This is a genomic window from Epilithonimonas caeni DSM 17710 (assembly GCF_000426465.1).
In the GTDB taxonomy this organism is placed as follows: Bacteria; Bacteroidota; Bacteroidia; order Flavobacteriales; family Weeksellaceae; genus Epilithonimonas; species Epilithonimonas caeni.
Map to the genome: position 1 here is coordinate 677523 of NZ_AUFK01000009.1, position 20736 is coordinate 698258.

The 20736-nt window shown below is 35.9% G+C and carries 22 protein-coding genes; 15 read left to right on the forward strand and 7 right to left on the reverse strand.

The annotated features are described in order from the left end of the window. Positions 1–42: 42 nt before the first annotated feature. Together K319_RS19770 and gcvT are read right to left on the reverse strand one after the other, a co-directional pair. Positions 43–513, reverse strand: coding sequence for a PepSY-like domain-containing protein (locus K319_RS19770; RefSeq protein ID WP_084403396.1), 471 nt, complete (start codon positions 511–513; stop codon positions 43–45). A gap of 91 nt (positions 514–604) precedes the next feature. Then, positions 605–1684, reverse strand: coding sequence for a glycine cleavage system aminomethyltransferase GcvT (gcvT, locus tag K319_RS0104295; RefSeq protein ID WP_027382510.1), 1080 nt, complete (start codon positions 1682–1684; stop codon positions 605–607). 186 nt (positions 1685–1870) lie between these two features. On the opposite strand from gcvT, the gene K319_RS0104300 reads away from it, so the two are divergent. Beyond that, positions 1871–2203 carry a zinc ribbon domain-containing protein YjdM gene (locus tag K319_RS0104300; protein ID WP_027382511.1) on the forward strand — a complete coding sequence of 111 codons (333 nt, stop codon included), beginning with the start codon at positions 1871–1873 and terminating at the stop codon, positions 2201–2203. Positions 2204–2603: 400 nt separating this feature from the next. On the opposite strand, the gene K319_RS0104305 is transcribed toward K319_RS0104300, so the two are convergent. Continuing rightward, positions 2604–3536: a sulfate/molybdate ABC transporter ATP-binding protein gene (locus K319_RS0104305; RefSeq protein ID WP_027382512.1), complete on the reverse strand. Its 933-nt coding sequence runs from the start codon at positions 3534–3536 to the stop codon at positions 2604–2606. An 83-nt stretch (positions 3537–3619) separates the two neighbouring features. Here K319_RS0104305 and K319_RS0104310 point away from each other — a divergent pair, with 83 nt between their 5' ends. The 10 genes from K319_RS0104310 (at position 3620) to K319_RS0104360 (ending at position 11004) form a co-directional block, all read left to right on the forward strand. Beyond that, complete coding sequence (locus tag K319_RS0104310) at positions 3620–4279, forward strand: YceI family protein (RefSeq protein WP_027382513.1); 660 nt, start codon at positions 3620–3622, stop codon at positions 4277–4279. A 152-nt stretch (positions 4280–4431) separates the two neighbouring features. Beyond that, the gene (gene pheS, locus K319_RS0104315) at positions 4432–5442 is read left to right on the forward strand and encodes a phenylalanine--tRNA ligase subunit alpha (RefSeq protein WP_027382514.1); all 1011 of its coding nucleotides are present in this window, start codon (positions 4432–4434) and stop codon (positions 5440–5442) included. Between the two features lie 209 nt (positions 5443–5651). Beyond that, entirely contained in the window at positions 5652–7385 is a 1734-nt protein-coding gene (locus K319_RS0104320; protein WP_027382515.1) for a sensor histidine kinase, read from the forward strand. Then, positions 7382–8023, forward strand: coding sequence for a response regulator (locus K319_RS0104325; RefSeq protein ID WP_027382516.1), 642 nt, complete (start codon positions 7382–7384; stop codon positions 8021–8023). Before K319_RS0104320 ends, K319_RS0104325 begins: the two co-directional genes overlap by 4 nt. Positions 8024–8605: 582 nt before the next feature. Next, positions 8606–9061, forward strand: coding sequence for a hypothetical protein (locus tag K319_RS0104335; RefSeq protein WP_027382517.1), 456 nt, complete (start codon positions 8606–8608; stop codon positions 9059–9061). Positions 9062–9242: 181 nt separating this feature from the next. Next, on the forward strand, positions 9243–9560 hold the full coding sequence (locus tag K319_RS0104340; RefSeq protein WP_027382518.1) for a GNAT family N-acetyltransferase: 318 nt from the start codon (positions 9243–9245) through the stop codon (positions 9558–9560). An 18-nt stretch (positions 9561–9578) separates the two neighbouring features. Continuing rightward, positions 9579–10106 carry an NADPH-dependent FMN reductase gene (locus K319_RS0104345; RefSeq protein WP_027382519.1) on the forward strand — a complete coding sequence of 176 codons (528 nt, stop codon included), beginning with the start codon at positions 9579–9581 and terminating at the stop codon, positions 10104–10106. Next, positions 10106–10318, forward strand: a complete 213-nt coding sequence (locus tag K319_RS0104350; protein ID WP_027382520.1) for a (4Fe-4S)-binding protein — start codon at positions 10106–10108, stop codon at positions 10316–10318. Before K319_RS0104345 ends, K319_RS0104350 begins: the two co-directional genes overlap by 1 nt. A 2-nt stretch (positions 10319–10320) precedes the next feature. Continuing rightward, complete coding sequence (locus K319_RS0104355; RefSeq protein ID WP_027382521.1) at positions 10321–10719, forward strand: OsmC family protein; 399 nt, start codon at positions 10321–10323, stop codon at positions 10717–10719. A 3-nt stretch (positions 10720–10722) separates the two neighbouring features. Next, positions 10723–11004 carry a GNAT family N-acetyltransferase gene (locus K319_RS0104360; RefSeq protein ID WP_213083429.1) on the forward strand — a complete coding sequence of 94 codons (282 nt, stop codon included), beginning with the start codon at positions 10723–10725 and terminating at the stop codon, positions 11002–11004. Between the two features lie 82 nt (positions 11005–11086). Here K319_RS0104360 and K319_RS0104365 read toward each other — a convergent pair whose 3' ends face one another. Together K319_RS0104365 and K319_RS0104370 are read right to left on the reverse strand one after the other, a co-directional pair. Then, a complete protein-coding gene (locus K319_RS0104365; RefSeq protein WP_027382523.1) occupies positions 11087–13501 on the reverse strand; it encodes a DUF5916 domain-containing protein in 2415 nt (804 codons plus the stop codon). 112 nt (positions 13502–13613) lie between these two features. Further along, positions 13614–15287 (reverse strand): glutamine--tRNA ligase/YqeY domain fusion protein, encoded by a 1674-nt coding sequence (locus K319_RS0104370; protein WP_034671345.1) that lies wholly within the window; start codon positions 15285–15287, stop codon positions 13614–13616. 204 nt (positions 15288–15491) lie between these two features. Between K319_RS0104370 and K319_RS0104375 the strand changes: the two genes are divergently transcribed. The 4 genes from K319_RS0104375 to K319_RS0104390 all read left to right on the forward strand — a co-directional run bounded on the left by K319_RS0104375 (position 15492) and on the right by K319_RS0104390 (position 19439). Next, positions 15492–16169: a response regulator transcription factor gene (locus tag K319_RS0104375; protein WP_027382525.1), complete on the forward strand. Its 678-nt coding sequence runs from the start codon at positions 15492–15494 to the stop codon at positions 16167–16169. A 31-nt stretch (positions 16170–16200) separates the two neighbouring features. After that, a complete protein-coding gene (locus K319_RS19775; protein WP_051230420.1) occupies positions 16201–17310 on the forward strand; it encodes a sensor histidine kinase in 1110 nt (369 codons plus the stop codon). A gap of 112 nt (positions 17311–17422) precedes the next feature. Continuing rightward, positions 17423–18007, forward strand: coding sequence for an IS1096 element passenger TnpR family protein (locus tag K319_RS0104385; RefSeq protein ID WP_027382526.1), 585 nt, complete (start codon positions 17423–17425; stop codon positions 18005–18007). A gap of 88 nt (positions 18008–18095) precedes the next feature. Next, entirely contained in the window at positions 18096–19439 is a 1344-nt protein-coding gene (locus K319_RS0104390) for an alpha-amylase family glycosyl hydrolase (protein WP_027382527.1), read from the forward strand. 94 nt (positions 19440–19533) lie between these two features. On the opposite strand, the gene K319_RS0104395 is transcribed toward K319_RS0104390, so the two are convergent. Together K319_RS0104395 and K319_RS0104400 are read right to left on the reverse strand one after the other, a co-directional pair. Further along, positions 19534–20187: an NAD(P)-dependent oxidoreductase gene (locus K319_RS0104395; RefSeq protein ID WP_034671348.1), complete on the reverse strand. Its 654-nt coding sequence runs from the start codon at positions 20185–20187 to the stop codon at positions 19534–19536. A gap of 58 nt (positions 20188–20245) precedes the next feature. Then, on the reverse strand, positions 20246–20656 hold the full coding sequence (locus K319_RS0104400; protein WP_027382529.1) for an Rrf2 family transcriptional regulator: 411 nt from the start codon (positions 20654–20656) through the stop codon (positions 20246–20248). Positions 20657–20736: the final 80 nt, after the last annotated feature.

Below are 20736 nucleotides of genomic sequence, written 5' to 3' on the forward strand. Positions count from 1 at the left end.
TTAAAAAAAAATAAAAAAGCGTTCAGGATATGAACGCTTTTTTTAATCAACTCTTAAAAATTTTCTATTTTTATCAAATTCCAAATCGATGTCGTTTTGTAAATCAACTTTGATTTTGTTTCGTTCCTTATCAATGCTTTCTACTTTCACACCTTTGTAATGCTGATTAAGATAAGCTTTTATCTTTGCAGGAATCAAGGCAGACGCAATACCTTGCTTATCACTTATTTCCTCCCAATTCCCATTTTTATCAAAATCGATTTCCGCACCGTTATTTAGCTTCACTTCATATTTTTTCCCCACAACCGTTGATTTTGCCTCATATTTTACAACTGTCGCTTTTGGATAATACTTTGCAAGAAAGCTTTTAATTGTAGCAGGCATTTCCTGATAAAGTTCTGAAAATTTCACTGAATTGACGTCCGGATTCAAAGTGATTTCATTTTTCCCAATAGCTTGAACAAACAAGACTCCGGAAAACATCATGATAAGACTTAGTTTATTTAATATCATAACAAATTATTTTTTTAAATTTAATAAAAGTATCAGAAACAAAAAAGCGACCAAACAGCCGCTCATATGGTAATCAATTTAAAATCGGATTTTAAACAAAAGGAAGCTTTACCACTTTTGCAGGAATATCTTTGTTTCTGATCCTGATAAAGATCTCTGAACCTAATTTGAAGTTTGGTTTATCTACATAAGCCAGACCCAATCCTATTTTTCTCATTGGAGACATTGTTCCGGAAGTTACTTTTCCGATGATCTTTCCTTCTGCATCCACCACTTCATAATCGTGTCTTGGAATTGCTTTTTCCAGCATTTCGAAACCAACTAATTTTCTGGAAACGCCTTCAGCTTTTTGATTTTCCAGGAATGCTTTGTTCACAAAATCTTTATCGAATTTCGTGATCCAGCCCAAGCCCGCTTCAAGAGGAGAAGTCGTATCATCGATGTCGTTGCCATAAAGACAGAATCCTTTTTCCAATCTCAAAGTATCTCTGGCTGCCAAGCCACAAGGAATCAATCCAAATTCTTTCCCGGCCTCTGACAAGGCATCCCAAAGTTGTTCCGCATTTTCATTTTTGAAATAGATTTCGAACCCACCGCTTCCTGTATAACCTGTATTGGAGATGATCACATCAGAAAAACCCGCAACAGAACCGATCGTGAAGTGATAATAAGGAATCGTTGACAAATCTGTTTCTGTTAATTTCTGAAGAATTTCGGTAGCCTTTGGACCCTGGATGGCGATCAATGACATTTCATCTGAAGCATTCGTCATTTTTGCTCCGAATTTTTCATTGTATTTTACGATATGATTCCAGTCTTTATCGATATTGGAAGCGTTGACTACTACAAAGTATTTTTCATCTTCGATTTTATAGACGATCAGATCATCCACAATACCGCCCGTTTCGTTCGGAAGACAAGAATATTGCGCTTTTCCGTTTTCAAGAACATCGACATTGTTAGAGGTTACAAACTGCAAAAGATCTTTCGCAGAAGCACCTTCGATGAAAAATTGTCCCATATGAGATACATCAAAAATTCCCGCTTTTTCGCGGACAGCAAAATGTTCTTCATTAATTCCTGAATATTGGACAGGCATTTCAAATCCTGCAAACGGAACGATCTTCGCGCCTAGAGAAACGTGTTTATCGTATAAAGCGGTTTTTTTCATTTTTATTTTAAAGATTTATTTTAGTTGCGCACAAATATAAAGAAGATTTTAGATAATAGATGTCAGATATTATACTTTCAAATTAGATGATAAATATTTGGTTGAAGTAGATTAGCAATTTGGTTATCTTTGCAATTTGTTGGTCTACAAAACCAAATACTAGCAACAATAAACCAAAAACCAATTATGAGCGATACAATCCTTTGTCCAAAATGCCAGTCCGAATTCACTTACGAGCAAGATAATTTACAAGTTTGTTCCCAATGTTTCTATGAATGGGACCCTGCAGAAATTTCTTCGGAAGGTAAGATCTACGATTCCCTTGGGAAAGAGTTGCAAGATGGAGATTCTGTAATTGTCATTAAAGATCTACCCGTAAAAGGCGCTCCAAAACCTGTAAAAGCAGGAACAAAAGTGAAAAATATCAGACTAAGGCCTGACAGCGACCATAATATCGATTGCAAAATTGACGGTTTTGGTTCAATGGCTTTGAAGTCTGAGTTTGTTAAGAAAGCTTGATAATTTAATTTTAAGACATCTTCGACTCTGCCCAGTGTGACAGATCCAATATTAAATGTCAAGCTGAACGGGGTCGAAGCCTTTCAGATATATTACAAAAAAAGGAAAAATTTGGCAGGGTAAACTTTCAAAGACTTTGATTGTTCGCAGAAAGCGAAACTAATTTCCAGTCTCTAAGGCAGAAAGAGAATTAACCAAAAATTTCCTGATGTATTTTCCGTTTATCAAAATTAGATTTTTTTCTCGATTCAACAAACTGAAAATCTATAAGTTATCCATATTTTATCCACAAAACTAAAAAAATATTCATTTTACAATTATTACCGGGGAATTTGGAGGCAAAATCCGCAAAGATTTTTGAATTCACTTATTATAAAATACCCTATTGATAAGTTACTTGCTAAAATTGTAGATTGACCTTCCCTTCTAAAAATTCATCTGAATACAAAATGATCGGTTTATCATTGATCATCAATTTATTTCTGTAATGAGAACCTGCAAACCTACTGTCAGAAACATTTGCCTCTACTCCACTTTCAGCGATTTTGATCTGATGAGGGAAGTAATTGGTTTTCTTTAAATTCAATTTATTTTTTTCTTCTTCCGAGAAAATGTTGACCTCGCCAAGAAGCTTCGCAACATAATCGTTGTAAGGGTTTTCATAAGTTTCTTTTGGAGAGTCATTTTGGATCAGTCGTCCTTGCTGCAAAACCACAATCTTATCGGCCCAGGGCAAAACTTCTTCCAGATTATGTGTCGAAATAAGAAGACTCATATTATTTTGTCTCACATAATGGAAAAGCTTGTCTCTCAACTCAAACTTGCGGGAAAAATCCAGATTGCTGAAAGGCTCATCCAACAAAAGCATCTTCGGGAGAATCGCTAAAGCTCTAGCAATTGCCACACGCTGCTGTTGCCCGCCACTCAGGTTTTTCGGTATTACTTTGGCATATTCAGTAAGTCCCACAACGTCCAACAATTCTTCTACCTTTTCTTTTTTTGCTTTTAAATTAATATTGGAAATATATTTCCCAACGTTATCATAAACCGTTCCGTAGGGCATCAAATCATAATTTTGAGCAACGAATTTCATTTGCGCTTCGCCGGGAACAAGATTTCCCTTTGGTCCTAATAACTTTTGCCCTTCAAAGATGATTTCGCCATCCTGCCAATCCATCAAACCATAAATAAGACCCAACAATGTAGATTTGCCACAACCACTTTCCCCTGCCAAAGCAATAATTTGACCTTCATCTACACTGAGATTAAGATTTTGGAACAGCGGCTTATCGGCCTGATAATTGAAATACAGGTTTTTAACTTCTAACAACATCTTACAAAATTAGTGGTTGAAATCGTAATAATTTTATTATTTTAGCAAAAACACAAATTTAGATATAATTTAAAAATTTCTTTATGAAAAAGACAACTTTAATATCCGCAATTTTATTGATCTCCGCTTCGGTATTTATTATTTCTTGCGGAAAAGACAAACCAGTGACCAGTGAAAGCAATGAAGTTTTGACAACGACAGACGGACAAGTTTATGTTGTAGATACATTGAATAGTAAAGCTGAATGGAAAGGTTTCAAAGTTGTAAAATCTGATAATACCAGCCACATTGGAAATTTGAAATTCGAAAGTGGCGAAGTAACTGTAAAAGACAATAAACTGGAAAGCGGACAATTCGTGGTTGATATGAATTCTTTGACCAATGAAGACCTGAAAGATGCCGAATCCAACGGAAAACTGCTTGGGCATCTGAAAAGTGCAGATTTCTTCGACACCGCAAAATTCCCGACAGCTTCTTTCGAAATCACAAAAGTAACAGAAGCCACTGCCGGGAGCGATTACAACACCGTTCTAGACGGAAACTTGACCTTGAAAGGTATCACTAAGCCGGCTACCTTTAATGCGAACGTAAAATTAAAGGACGGCGAATTGAGTATTGCAACTGAGCCAAAAGACATCAACAGGGATGAGTTCGGAATTAAATTTCAAATGCCTGCCGCAGAAGGCTTGATCAAGAATGAAATCAATGTTCAGATGAAAGTTAAGGCCATTGAAAAGAAATAATCGATTCAATAATCAATATGATCAAACAAAACCCTTTCAGAGTTTGAAACTCTGGAAAGGGTTTTGTTTTTAAAATGAAATTGTTTTTACCGAAAAGCAGTTTATTTTTAGTTTAAAAATCGTATTTTTGCAGTCTATTTTTTATAAGAATAATGCTAGAGAAAATTGATGACCTGCTGTTGGAAGTGCAAAATTTCCAATCTTCTGCAAAGGATGAGATAGAACAGTTCCGACTAAAATTCAATGGAAAGAAAGGGATCATGAACGATTTCTATGAATCCTTGAAACAAATTCCCAATGAGCAGAAGAAAGATTTTGGACAGAAGATCAACATCTTAAGAAACTCTGTAAATGAGAAACTGGAAGAACTGAGATCTTCTTCGGAAAGTAAAATGACCCTTGAAAAAGAAGACCTTACAAGACCTGCTTTTCCTTTGGAATTAGGTTCTCGTCATCCAATCAACCTTGTTAAAAATAAAATCATTGACATCTTCAAATCCATCGGTTTTGCTGTTGCAGACGGACCTGAGATTGAGGATGACTGGCATAACTTCACCGCACTTAACCTTCCGGAATATCATCCGGCGAGGGATATGCAGGATACGTTCTTCATCGAGCAAGATCCTGATGTTTTACTGAGAACGCACACTTCTTCTGTACAGATCAGACATATGGAAAACAACGAACCGCCAATGAGAATCTTGTCTCCAGGACGTGTTTTCCGTAATGAAGCGGTCTCTTCCCGTTCTCATTGTATTTTCCATCAAATTGAAGGTTTGTACATCGATGAGAATGTGAGCTTCGCAGACCTTAAACAAACCATTCAGTTTTTCACAACTGAGCTTTTCGGAAAATCGAAGATCAGAATGAGGCCTTCATATTTCCCTTTCACAGAGCCAAGCGCAGAAGTTGATGTTTATTGGGGACTGAATTCTGAGACCGATTACAGGATCACGAAAGGAACTGGATGGCTGGAAATCATGGGTTGTGGAATGGTTGACCCTGCAGTTCTTAGAAATGTAAACATTGATCCTGACAAATTCTCAGGATACGCTTTTGGAATGGGAATCGAGAGAATCGTAATGCTTCTTTACCAAATGAGTGACATCAGAATGTTCTTTGAGAATGATATAAGAATGCTGGAGCAGTTCAAAACAATGTAATAAATTATATATTGCATAATAAAATCAAATCCTGTAAATTAATTTTTATAGGATTTTTTAATAATTTTATATAGTAGTGTTTTATATTATTTAATTTTTAGAAAAAGAAAATTTATAAAGTGGTATTTTTATAATATTGTTTAATTTTACAAATTATGGTTGTCATTTTTATAAAATGAAAATCAATAAAAAACATAAATAGCACAAATATGAAATCAAAGAACAATCATTTACGCCCGTTGAGTTTCAAATCGAGAAAGATTGTCCATTATTTTCTTATTATCTGCATTCTTCTGATACAAGTCATTATAGGCAGTTTTTTTTACAATGAGTTCAGGAATAAAAAAAATCTGAAGTTTATAGAAAATCAATTGAATGAAATCCATTCCATCGAAAACCTGACAGATGATTCCAAGAAAGAATTGGTAAATTCCCAGGACTACTTCCAAAAATACCTTATTACCAATGACCGGAAATATTTGGAGTATTATTTCCAATCTGTTGATAAACTCACTAAAAACCTGGACAGCATCAACAGCTATAAAAATCCAGGATTAGAAAATGTTGTCCTTCCTCAGAAACAAGATTCTTCTGAATTCAGGAAATTAAAACTTCTGGCGGATTCGACCTATCAATTTTCTTCCAGATCAAGTTTTAAAATCCGGGAAAACAATGCTCCGACCCTTAAAAAATTTGATCTCAACAATTATAATTATGAGAAATTCAATATAGAGACAAAGACCGTTTCTGACAGCGTGAAAAAGAAGGGGCTGTTCGGCAGGATCGGTGATGCAATAGCCGGAAAAGTTGACGTACAGAAAGAAAACACCATCATTACAATTAAAAACGGGGGACAGACCACCGGCGAAAGGATAAAGTCTGATATGGACAGTATCATGAGGACGATCAATAACCACTACTCCAAAGAGGTCCAAAGGATACAGGTCAACATTACCAATAATAAAAACCATAATGAAAAATTTTTCAAGACCTTCAACAATCTTCTAATATACAGTAATGACCTGATGAACATCTATGGGATGGCCATCAAAGATTCTAAGTCGGAACTTGAAAAGGAATATGAAAAACAAACTTCCAAAAGCAATCATATCAGAAACTATCTGGTTCTGGGAGCTATGATCCTGATGTTCATTGTCTCTATATTGATCATGTTCCTGACAAGAATTGCTTTCATATATGAAAAACGGTTGAAAGTCGCTAATGACCAGATCAAAGAAAACCTTAATTTCAAAAATAGAATTTTGGGCATGCTAAGTCATGAACTCAGGTCCCCACTCAAGATCATTGGAATTTTTATCAACAGAATTAATAAAAAAACCACAGACGAAAGTATAAAAGAATATCTAAAATCGATAAGCTTTACAAATAATACCCTATTGATGCAGGCTAATCAAATTTTGGAATATACAAAAAACCAACAAGTTGAAAACAAACTAATCCCGACAGTTTTTAATATTAGCGATGAAATAGATTCTATCCTCACCTCCATAGAGCCTTATATCGAAACCAGAAATAATAAATTTGTCATTAACAAAAATATTGACCCCAGTATCGTCGTTTATTCTGATAATACAAAGATCAATCAGGTTTTTATGAATATCCTTGGAAATGCCAACAAGTTTACCGAGAACGGACAGATAACCGTAGATACCAAAACAGAATCTATAGATGAAAATACAATTTCGCTAGTTACAAAAATAACAGACACAGGGGCGGGAATCTCAGAATCTGACCTTGAGAAAATATTTGAACCCTACTATCAAGGTGTACTGTCTGAAAATGTAGAAAATCTGGGAGCAGGCCTAGGACTAAGTCTTTGTAAGGAAATTATAGAATTGTACTCTGGAAAAATATCTGTAGATAGCAAACTGAATCACGGGACAACAGTAAGCTTTTCTGTTAATTTGAAAATCAATAAATGAATCAATTAGATAGACCTATCAATTTCTTACTTGCAGATGATCACAGCCTGATAAGGCAAGGTATCGTTTTTCTTTTGGAAGAAATGGAACTGGATTGTGGGATTTTCCATGCTTCCACATTGCAAAAGATATTGGAATCTATACAATCCAACCCTATCGACATTGCTATTATAGATGCTCACTTTCCCGATGGAAACAGTCTCAGCATATTATCTGACATCAAAAATATAAGACCCGAGGTCAAAATACTGATATTCTCCGGAATAGATGAAAATACACAATCCTTAAAATTCATCAATGCCGGGGCAAACGGATTCCTTAGTAAGCTGAGCGAAGAAGAAGATGTAAAATACGCCATATCAAAAATGATAAAGACCGGAGAATACATCTCTCCTGTCACACAGGCCCTATTAATGAATTCTATACGGAATAGAAATTTGATCAATCCGTTATTTTCTTTGACCGACAGAGAACTACAGATCGCAGAGATGTACGCAGAAGGCTATGGTAACCTGGAAATCGCCAACAAACTGGATATCAAACAAAATACTGTAAGCACAATAAAGAAAAGGATCTTCGAAAAGCTAGACATAGAAAATATTGTAGAACTTATAGAGTTGATCAAAAATCATTATTAGATTTTTAGACGCTTAACTACTTATATAAAAAACAAAGGTTGATCATGAAGGTCAACCTTTTTTGTAGATAAATATCTACAAGTTTAGCGATATATATCTAACACTTTTATAGTTACCCTAATTCTGTATGTTAGTAAATTTGTACCAACAAAAAGAGCTAATTATAATTGTTAAAAAAAATCGAAAATAGGGTTCTAAAAGCACAAATGATGAATTACTAATATCGAAAATAAAAACACAAATGATGAAATTTTGAGTAATTATTACAATTAAAAAAGCACAAAGATTCTAGAAACACAGGTGATGAAATCTTAAGTATAAGTTATATGATCGAAAGGTTTTATAATTTTTACTAAAAACACAAAAACACATTCATAAACACTATTGATGAAAATCAAGTATCCTTTAACAGAGCCTTTTGGCTCTGTAAGGGATATAAAAACACAATTTGAAGGAAAAATCTCAAAAACACAAATGATGAATTTCCAAAAATAAAGATTCTTAAAACACAATTATGAAATCAAAAGTATCAGATTACAGAGTCTTTTGACTCTGTAAATGATACTGATAACAAATTGAAAAATGAAAATAGATAACCGAAAATCAATCGCTATGGCGATGTATGGCTTTCTTTTTATTATTCTATTGGATATTGTATTTCTGTTGTTTGGGAAAAAAATTTTCGCCATTGATAATATCGTTTTGTATAGTTTTAGCATAGCTATCTTCATATTATGCATTTGGAGAATAACAACACTTAAGAGTTTTTCTTTGGATGTTTCTGAACAGATCATTTCTGTAAAATACAGTCACCCGCTTTCTAGGGTTCGCAGACCTGTTTTAGAAGTATCCCTATACAAGGTTGTTTCTATGAATACAGAAAAGGCTATTCTACACCATATAATGGTCATAGGAATCCTCACTAAAAAGGGAATAAGGAATTTTTATTATAGAATAGGGAATCTTCCTTCAAATGAAGCAGAAAAACTAAAAAGAATTAAAGACCTGATCACAACTTATAATAAGGTCAAATCATAAGAAACACCAAAAAACAGATAATTATTTAATTTTTAACCTTGATGAAATCCTGTGAATTAATTTTCACAGGATTTTTTTTATTCAAAATCAATTCTTCACGAAAATATCCTACATCAATTTACAGCATTTTTAGTTTCTATAATTTTGAATCAAATAATTACTAACTTTAAAGAAATAAAATATGAAAACAGAATTTGAAGCCATTCCTTTAGTAAAAAATGAAACCAAAAAACGTTTCGAAATAGAAATCGATGGACATTTTGCCTTTATCAATTATGGTGAAAGAGAACATCAGATCGCATTGGTTCACACAGAAGCAGAGCCGGAATTGGCAGGAACCGGTGCCGCCACTGCAGTGGTAGAAAAGACTTTGGAATACATCAAAGAAAGCGGAAAAAAACTTTTGCCATTTTGCCCTTATGTTTTTGCATACATCAAAAAGCATCCGGAATGGAAAGCTATTGTTGACGAAAAATTCGGTGGATACGGGCAACTTTAATTATTTAAAATTCAAACTATGAAAATATTCGCATTTGCAGGAAGCAATTCTTCAACATCTATCAATAAACAATTGGTAAGATTTGTCCTTAAGAGTTTTCCCAATGAGGAAATTAATCTAATCGACCTTAATGATTTTCTGATGCCTGTTTTTTCAGTAGATCTGGAGAAAAACGGATTCCCGGAAGAAGCACACAGATTTCTGAAAAATATAGGAGATTCTGATGTCATCATATGTTCTTTGGCAGAAAACAACCGTTCCTATAGTGCGGCTTTCAAGAATATATTTGATTGGGCCTCCAGAATCAACGTGAAAGTTTTTCAGGATAAACCAATGTTCCTGATGACAACTTCACCCGGAGGTTTTGGAGGTGGGAATGTAATGGCAGAAGCTTCCAAGTTTTTCCCTCAATTTGGAGCGGACATCAAAGAGACATTTTCTCTTCCCAAATTCTATGAGAATTTTGATTCGGACAATGGCGTTATCGAACCAAAATTGCTGAGTGAACTTAATACTAAAATCAAAAACTTTAAAGATCAGGTCTAATGGAAACCCACGAATATAATACAGGAGAAATAACGATCCTTTGGAAGCCAAAAGTTTGTATTCATGCTGCTGTTTGTGTAAAAATGCTTCCGAAAGTTTATAATCCGAAGGACAGACCTTGGATAAAACCAGAAAATGCAACCACAGAAGAGTTGAAAGACCAACTATCAAAATGTCCTTCTGGCGCATTGAGCTATAAACTAAATTCTTAATGATGGGAGTAAAAGTAAAAGCCAGTCTGGGGACAGAAAAATATTATACTGAAGTAATTGCCGGAGAAAATACTCTGATCACAGATGAGCCAGTTGATAAAGGTGGCGGAAACAAAGGCTTCAACCCCTTTGAGATTCTTGCAACATCTTTGGCAAGCTGTACCGCAGCAACACTAAGAATGTACATTGACAGAAAAGGCTGGGAAATCCCAATGATCAATGTGGAAGTAGACCTGGAGAATTATCCGCAGACCAAAACAGCTCAATTTTGCAGGATCATAGATTTTGGGGAAACGGAAGTAAGCGAGGATATCAGAGACAGGCTTTTTAAGATCGCCGACGCTTGTCCTATCCATAAAATATTGACCAATGATATAGAAATATTAACAAAACTCAAATAAAAAATGCTGGAAGTAATACAAAACAACGGAGAAAAACATGGTGAATTTGTCGCACTGTTTGACGGTAAACAGGCTGGACTAATGACCTACACTTGGGCTGGACCCGATAAATTCATAATCGATCATACAGAGGTAGAACCTGCTTACAATGGAAAAGGCGTAGGAAAAGAAATGGTGTATCAGGCCGTGGAATTTGCGCGGGAAAACAATTTAAAGATCATCCCGCTTTGTCCTTTTGCCAAAGCTACTTTTCAGAAGAATGAGGATATCAGAGACGTTCTATAATTATTAATGATGAATGATATAAAAACTCCATTTCAATATTGAAATGGAGTTTGTCTTTTATCTTGTATCTTGATTCTAAATCTTAAAACCAACTCTTCATGCGGTTATAATCTAAGAAATAAGTAACCCTAAGTGAAAAATTGTTGATCATCGGTGCGTTGAAGAGTTCATCAAAATTATTTTTGAATTTCATTCTGGAAACTTCCAAATAATTGCTTGTCGCATTTCTGTAAAGCAAAGTCAACTGGCTACCCGGCGCAAACCACCAGGAATAACGCAGATCAACATTCCAGGAATTGTACGTTCCGTTCAGGTTCGGCTGGTAAGCTGTGTTAGCATTTAAGCTTCCGTCATGATCTAGAATATAAAACTGCTTGTAGGTCACATCGGAGAAATAATGTCTGAAAGCCAGTGCCAAAGTCATTTTCTCATTGAACGTATATTGTCCTGTGATGGCATTCTCATAAGTATTTCTCTGTCTTCTTCCCATATAGATGTTATCAGAATCTTTCCCAGAATATCCAACTTCATTATTACTGAAAACAGGATTGAACTGCCAGATCAAATTCAGTTTATCCGAAGCTCTGTAACGCAGATATAATGACGGAACCACATAATTTCTGCCTTTCTGGTCATAGGCATAATAATCAACCGTAATGTTATACTGAAGTTTTTTTCGACTGTCGCTCTCGAACCAAAGCCAGCTGTCAAAGTAACCGGGAACTTTCAAATATCTCCCGAATGTCCTTGGTTCATAGATATCTTTTTCGCCATAAGGTGTGAACTCTACCCCGCCGCCAAAACTCTGAAACTTCTTATTTGTAAATGAGTTATTATGATTGAAAACCAGTTTTTGATTCAGGAAGGATTCCAGCCTGTGATAATAATTCAAATTGAAATTCAGATACATATTATTGAGTTTTCCGGTCGGCTGAAGAATTCTGTACCCGTACCAGACGTTATGATTTCCATAATTGGTTTTTGTGGAGAATCCCAGATCGTTGATATCCCAATCTTTGCTCACATAATTGGCATTAGCCTCAAATCTGTTCTTCCCAGAAAATTTTCCAATCCCCACGGTCCCTCTATTGCCAAATTTGGTATCGCCGTCCATTACCCAGCTTCCCTTGAAATTCCCGTAATAATTGTAAGTATTCTTTTTGTTGGCGATATTCCACAAAATCCCTGTCGCATTCGCATCTCGAAAATCTCCTGTTCTCGTAGTATTCGTGTTGACCAAAGTTATCGATGAATTACCTCCAAACCGCTGATCGAAAACCAAAACATTGTAATTGGTCCAGGGTTCTACAACTTCTTTTCTTATGGCTCCGGTCTGATCATCTTGGATCGTTGCTTCCATTTTCTCGGTAACGCCATTGAAAATTCCAATTCCCAGGCCTTTCTTTGTACGCCCGGAAATTTTAAAAGCATTGAATAATTTGACTTTTGAAGGATATTCAGTAACCGTTTCATTTTCTGTTGTATCAGGATATCTTGACGGACTTCCTCCCACTCTTCTGGAATAGAACATATCTCCCTTGCTAAAAAGTTCTGTTCCTTCCATAAAAAATGAACGTTGCTCTGCAAATTGTTGTTCAAATGGTGTTAAATTAAGAATCGAATTATCAAAGTTAGCTTGTCCAAAATCAGGAATCAATGTCATGTCAAATGTGAAAGCATCATTGATTCCGTATTTCAAATCCATTCCACCGTTCACATTCATTTCCGTTTTACCGTCAAAACTATTGACATATGTTGAAAAATAAGGCGTGAAAGAGAGCCTTGTTGGTGTTTTGATTTCAGCAACACCATTTAGGACGCCATCGTATAAAGTATAATTTCCTTTCTGATTGTCAACGTGATTCCAATCATACATCGTATTGGTTCTCTTGATCTTCCGAATCATATTAAGGCCAAATTCCTGTATATCTTTTTTAGGAAAACGCAGCTCGAAAAAAGGGATCTTCATTTCAACAGCCCAGCCTTTTTCATTGATCTTTACGGCACTGTACCAGACTGCATTCCAAGACATATCTTCGTTCTCGGTGGTCAATTTGCCATCAACCTGAACTCCTGCTGCAGTAACTATGAATTCCAAACTTTGCTGATGGTCATTATACCCGTTGATAATTATCCCGAAAAAATCATCGTTGGCAATGTTGTCTCTTTCCGTTAATTCTTTTAAAATTTTGAGAGGTTCCGGGTCATACATCTGAGCCGCAATATATAAACCTGTGTCGTCGTACAGGAATTTGACCTCAGTTTTCAAACTGTCCGCCTGTGGTCTTCCGTTGTTGGGCTGACGTTCTACAAAGTTGGTGGCAACAGGTATATTTCTCCAGATCTCATCATCCAGGATACCGTCTATTTTTACGGTCTGATCTTTTTTTATTGCCTGTAATTTTTTCCTCGAAATACTATCCGATGCGACAGTTTTCTGCGCAGATAACTGCACACAGAAAAAGATCAATAGAAGAATCCCAAATTTAGTTTTCATAGTTTTATCTTACTTGGAGATAAGACAATAGCAGAATAATTTTCATTACATCGAAACAAAAAAAATCAGCCAAACGACTGATTTTCAATTTAATATTTTATTCCTAACTTAATTAAGGTTTGTATCCATCCTTAAGTGTAACTGTTCTGTTAAAGACCAATTTTTCATCAGAAGAATCTCTATCTTTTATATAATATCCGATTCTTTGGAACTGATAATGGTCTTCCAGGGTTGCATCTTTTAAACTTGGTTCCGCAAAACCATAAGTAATTCTTAGCGATTGAGGATTAATGAAATCCATAAAATCTACTTCTTTCTCAGCATCAGGTTGTTCGGTAGTGAATAATCTTTCGTAAGTTCTGATCTCGATTGGTAAAGCATGTTTTGCAGAAACCCAGTGAAGTGTTCCTTTCACTTTTCTAAGACTTGCCTCAGTTCCGCTTCCCGATTTTGAATCTTCATCATAGGTCGCATAGATTGTTGTGATCTCGCCGTTGGCATCTTTCTCAACTCTCTCAGCCTTGATGATGTAACCCGCTTTCAATCGGACCTCTCCACCCAATTTCAATCGGAAAAATTTCTTATCGGCTTCTTCTTTGAAATCTTCTCTTTCAATATAGATTTCTTTTGAGAAAGGAACTTCTCTTGTTCCTGCATTTTCATCCTCAGGATTGTTTTCAGTCTCCAGCCATTCTTCCTTATCCTCAGGATAATTCTCGATGATCAATTTAACAGGATTTACAACCGCCATTACCCTGGTCGCCACTTTATTAAGGTCTTCTCTTACAGAGAATTCCAAAAGTTGGATATCGATAAGATTTTCTCTTTTCGCAACACCCACTCTTTCAATAAAGTTCTTGATCGACGTAGGAGTATAACCCTTTCTTCGAAGTCCCGAAATTGTAGGCATCCTTGGATCATCCCAGCCAGTCGTTACTCCTTCTGTAACCAATCTTTGAAGTTTTCTTTTGGATGTTACCATATAGGAAACATTCATCCTTGCAAATTCTCTCTGTTTTGGTGCAACACTTTTATTATCATACACCTGATCCAGATACCATTCGTAAAGTGGACGGTGATTTTCAAATTCAAGTGAACATAATGAATGTGAAATTTGCTCGATATAATCAGACTCTCCGTGCGCCCAATCGTACATCGGATAGATCTTCCATTTTTCGCCGGTTCTGTGATGCGGTTTTTTCAGGATTCTGTACATCACGGGATCACGCATGTTCATGTTCGGAGAAGCCATATCGATCTTTGCACGCAAACTCATTGCGCCTTCTTCGAATTCCCCGTTCTTCATTTTCTCAAAAAGCTCAAGGCTTTCTTCTATCGGACGATTCCTAAAAGGAGAATCTATTCCTGGTTCGAAAGGGCTTTTCCTCTGAGCAGTAATATCTTCGGAAGATTGCTCATCTACATAGGCCTTCCCTTCTTTGATCATCTCAACAGCCCAAACATATAATTGCTCAAAATAATCTGAAGTGTATAATTCCTGATCATATTTGAAACCCAACCAATCAATATCAGCTTTGATCGAATCCACAAACTCCTGTTCTTCTTTTGCAGGATTGGTATCATCGAAACGAAGATTGACGGGTGCATTATATTTTTGCCCCAGCCCAAAGTTGATACAGATGGCCTTTGTATGACCAATATGAAGATAACCATTGGGTTCCGGTGGGAATCTGAAACGCAGCTTAGATGAGTCTAAACCGTTTTCCAGATCGTCTTCTATAATTTGCTCAATAAAATTGAGTGATTTTTTTTCTTCTTCTTCCATAATCTGAACATGAAGTGCAAATTTAACTTAATTTCCTCAAAAAATAAAACGATTTCATCTTATAAAAATAGATAAATATTGATGTCAAAAATTCTTTTAAAACATAACTTTTTTATTTTGTAAATGTTAAATTTGTGTGAACTTTAAACATTTAGTGATACAGAGTTCATTTTTTTTTAATTTTGGGATAATTAATAAATCGAAATGAATCGTAAAAAAATCCTTTTAATTGATGATGAGCAGGACATTCTGGAAATCATCTCTTATAATTTGGAAAAAGAAGGTTATCAAGTCTTTACCGCCGGAAACGGGAACGAAGGTATAGAAAAGGCAAAAGAGATCTTACCAGACCTTATTCTTCTTGATGTGATGATGCCGGAAAAAGACGGGATCGAAACTTGTCAGGACCTTCGCAAGATCAAAGAATTACAAAGGACCCTGATCGTATTTTTATCAGCAAGAAGTGAGGAGTTCTCTCAATTAGCAGGCTATCAGGCTGGTGCCAATGATTATATTGTAAAACTGATCAAACCAAAAGTTTTGGTTTCCAAAGTGGCTGCTTTATTACAGATGGGTGCTAATTCGCAGGAAAATTCAAATTATATAGAACTCGGTGACCTGATCATTGATAAAGATAATTTCAAAGTGTCGAAAGGGAAGGAAGAGTTTTTGCTACCAAAGAAAGAGTTCGATTTGCTTTATCTTTTAGCTTCCAACACAGAGAAAGTTTTCAAAAGAGAAGAGATCTTGGAAAAAGTTTGGGGAAATGATGTGATCGTGGGAGAAAGGACAATCGATGTCCACATCAGAAGACTAAGAGAAAAACTCGGCATCAATACAATACAGACCCTCAAAGGAATAGGTTATAAATTAGTAGTTTAAGATTTTCTTTCTAGAAAATCTTTTTTTTGAAATGAGATTTAGGAATTCTTTAAAAATCAATTGGTTATCTGTTACTGCATCACTCTTATTGGTAGGTGTTGTAGGCGGAGTTGTCTTACTTTTCGAGTTTTATACGGATGATGTTTATTTCAAAACCAAGGACTTCAATTATTTCCTGATATTTACTTTATGGTTTGTATTCATTCTCAACTATTTTGTCTTAGAGTTTCTGTTCAGCTTTTATAGCAAAAATCAGATCAGGAGGATCACAAATATTCTTCCCGAAGATATTATCCATGATTTTGATACAGACATTGGATTCAAGGAACTTGGGGAAAAAGTTCACGAGATGAATCAGAAAAATGCCGAGATCGATATGATGAAAGAGATGGAAGACTATCGGAAAGAATATATCGGAAATGTTTCCCATGAACTGAAAACTCCATTATTTTCGATTCAAGGTTATATAGAAACATTGCGGGAAGGCGGTGTGGAAGACCTTAATATAAGAGACAAATATCTTGAAAGAATTGATAAGTCTGTTGAGCGACTCCTTAATATCGTAAAGGACCTGGATATGATCAATCGTTTTGAAGCCGGACAAATCGAGCTCAAATATTCTACCTTTGATATTAATTATTTGATTCAGGAAGTTTTCGACCTTCTGGAAATGGATGCCGAAAAACATTCTATGACAATGCAGCTACAGACCACCCAATCTCAACTTTTTGTTTTTGCAGACAAGCAAAGGATCTCCCAGGTCTTGATCAACCTAATTTCTAATGCCGTGAAATATGCCAATCGAGAAGAGGCGCAGATCATTGTTTCAACACGGGAAGGAATGAAAAGCATACACATCTCTGTGGAAGACAATGGAATGGGAATCAAGCCAGAAAATCTGCCGAGAATCTTTGAACGCTTCTATCGTGTAGAATCCAGTAGAAACAGGAAAGAAGGCGGTTCAGGTCTTGGTCTCGCTATAGTGAAACATATTATGGAGGCCCATAAACAGAGTATTTCTGTAGAAAGTGTTTATCTTTCCGGAACAAAATTCAAATTCAAATTATCGAAACCTTTCCTGGAAAAATCAAAAAAAACAAACTCTCTTTTATACATCGATAGACATCAACCGATGCGCTGAATTTAAAAAAAACTTTTTTGAAAAAAAATTTCCAAGAAACTTTTATGGAATTTCATTTGTTTTATATTTGCAACATTAATCAAGGTAATATAAAGTTTAAAGTAAAACGAAAATGGTTTATAAGGTAAGAGTAATTCTAGACGCCAAAGAGACAATCTTCCGAGACATCGAGGTCAAAGAAAAACAAACACTTTGGAATCTGCATCTGGGTATAAAAAGTGCCTTCAATCTGCCGGGTGAGGAGTTGTCTTCTTTTTATTTTTCTGATGATGAATGGAATGAAGGAAACGCTATTCCTTTGGAAGATATGAGTGATGACGGCGATGGCGAAATAATGTCAGACATCTATTTGCCGGAAGGTTTCCCCGCTGTTGGGAGCAAAATGAGATTCCAGTATGGGTTTATAGAACTTTGGGAATTTTTCTGCGAATTATTGGAGATCGTAGATGAAAAGACTGCCGTTAATTATCCACTTACAGTTTACAGATTCGGGAATGTGCCATTGAAAGCACCAAGCAAAAACGGAAGTGATAATGGCAAATCATCCAAAAGATCTGCCATATTTATGGATGATGATTTTGGAGATTTCGATGCAGAATTCAAAGAAGCAAGCTTCGAAGATGAAGATGACGATTATAATGATGACGAAGAAGACGAAGGATACAACGATATCTTCGAAGAAGATGATGAAGATTGATCCTGGTTTTATAAAATATTAACAGGCCCGAATTTTTCGGGCTTTTTTATTTTCATTACATTTACAAAATAGACTTTAAAATTTAGCAATGAAAAAGCTGATTCTTCTTCCGGCAATCGCCGCTTTATTATTATCCTGTAAAACCCAGAATCATACAATGGAACTACCACAAGAATGGAAACGCACCACCAACATCTATGAAGTTAACGTAAGACAATACACGCAAGAAGGAACTTTTGCCGCTTTTGAAAAAGAACTTCCAAGACTTAAGAAAATGGGCGTGGAAACACTTTGGTTTATGCCGATCACACCAATTGCCCAGCTCAACAAAAAAGGAAGCTTGGGAAGCCAATATGCTGCTTACGATTACACGAGCATCAATCCGGAATTCGGGACTTTGGAAAACTTCAAACATTTGGTAAACGAAGCTCACAAAATGGGATTCAAAGTGATCATCGACTGGGTTGCCAATCACACAGGTTGGGACCATGTTTGGACAAAATCCCATCCAGAATGGTACCTGAAAGATGCGGACGGAAGTTTCCACAAAGCCAGCGGGATGGACGATATCATAGAACTGGATTATTCTAATAAAGAAATGCGTCTGGCAATGATAGATGCCATGAAATATTGGGTAAAAGAAACCAATATAGACGGATTCCGATGTGACCTTGCAAGCTGGGTAGAAGTGGATTTTTGGCAACAGGCAAGGCCAGAAGTCGAAAAACTGAAGCCGCTTTTCTTTTTAGGAGAATTCGATGAGCTGGAAAATCCGGATTACGGAAAAGTTTTCGATGCCAGTTACAGCTGGAAATGGATGCATCTTTCTGAAGATTTTTACAAGAAAAACCTTCCGCTTTCTGAACTCAAAAATCTTTTGGAACAATATTCCAAGATTGGAGATAATTCTATGAGAGCTTGGTTCACAAGCAATCATGATGAAAACTCATGGAACGGAACAGAATATGAGAAATATGGAGATTTCGCACCAGCATTAGCCGTTTTTTCAGCTACCTGGAATGGTGTTCCTCTACTCTACAACGGTCAGGAATTACCTATGAAAACCAAACGTCTGGAATTCTTCGAGAAAGACCCTATTCCTTGGAACGGAAAATATGAATTGGAAAATTTCTATAAAACTCTATTTACTTTGAAATCTGAAAATCCGGCATTACGTGGCGGTGATCCGGCTGTTACGACCTTTTGGATCAATACCACTGCTAATGATAAGATCTTAGCTTATCTTAGAAAAAATGGAGAGCGCGAGGTTCTGGTTATTATTAATACAACCAAAGATTCTGTTAATTTCAAACTGGAAGATGACAATTCGACAGGAGGATATAAAAATGTATTTACAAATAGCAAAGCTGAGTTCATAAAGGGCTCGGATGTAAGTCTTCCTGCTTATGGCTATTTGGTTTATGAAAAATAGATTCTAGATATTAGACATCAGACTTTAGATTAAAAAACATAAAAAACCCTTTCAAAATTTTGAAAGGGTTTCGCTTACATATAAAAATCGAGTTTTAATAAGCTGCCGTAAAACGTTGTTTAACGAATTTGTTTTGTTCCAATTCGTCCACCAAAGCCACAGCAACATCTTCCACAGAAAGAATGCTTCTTCCCTCTTCGTTGAAGACCGGATTTTCCAAAGCCGTTCTGTAAGTTCCTTTTCTCACACCAGCTGTTCCAGGATGCATCTCGATTGCGGGAGAAAAGAAAGTCCAGTCCAAAGTCTCATTCTTTCTGATTTCGTTCAGATAGTCTCTGGCAGCTGTTGCTCCAGGCTTGATATCTGCCGGAAAATCGGGGCCATCTACCAATTGTTTTTCATCGATGAACAAACTTCCTGCGCCACCAACTGTGATGAATCTTTTAACACTTGATTTTTCAACTGCTTTTTCGATGTTTCTGGAACCGTTCAAAAAGTCATCATAAAGATTCGGGTTTGTCCAACCTGCATTGAATGTGTTGATTACAGCATCGCTTCCTTCAAGTACTTTTGCTAATTCATCTACATTGTTCACATCTGCGCTTGTTGCAATTACGTTATCTTTCGTTTCCACTTTTGAGCTGTCTCTTGCAATGGCGTTCACAGTATAACCTCTGTTCGCCAATTCATTCACAACTTGTTTTCCTACGAAGCCTGTTGCTCCGATTACTGCTACTTTTTTGTTCATAATAATAACTCTTAATTAATTGTAATATATTTTGTTACATTTTGTATTAAAAAAATTTTTATCTGAATTGATCACTAAAATCCGAGAGCTTCTTCTTTTTCAAAAACTGGAGAACCAGATCATCCGTATCATTGAATAAAAGGCTCAGATTTTTGTTAATATCTTTCCCAACACTACAAAGCGGATTGGGATTTTGATTCTTCTTCCCTAGAACTTCTGTATTTTTTACTGATTCATAAATTTCAGAAATACTGATTTGTTCAGGGTTTTTGGCAATTCTTACCCCACCTTCTTTTCCTTGCCGGCTTTCCACCAAACCGGATTTTTTCAAATTGATCAATTCTTTGCGGACAATCACAGGATTTACGTTTACACTTCCGGCAATCCAGTCGGAAGTTAACCATTCTTGCCCGTTTTGTGCAAGAAGTGTTAAAATATGGATAGCGGTTGCAAATCTTGTGTTGTTCATTGTGCAAATTTAGAATAAATTTTAATTGTAACAAAAATAATTACAGTTAAAATTTATTGACTGTAATTATTTTATCCATT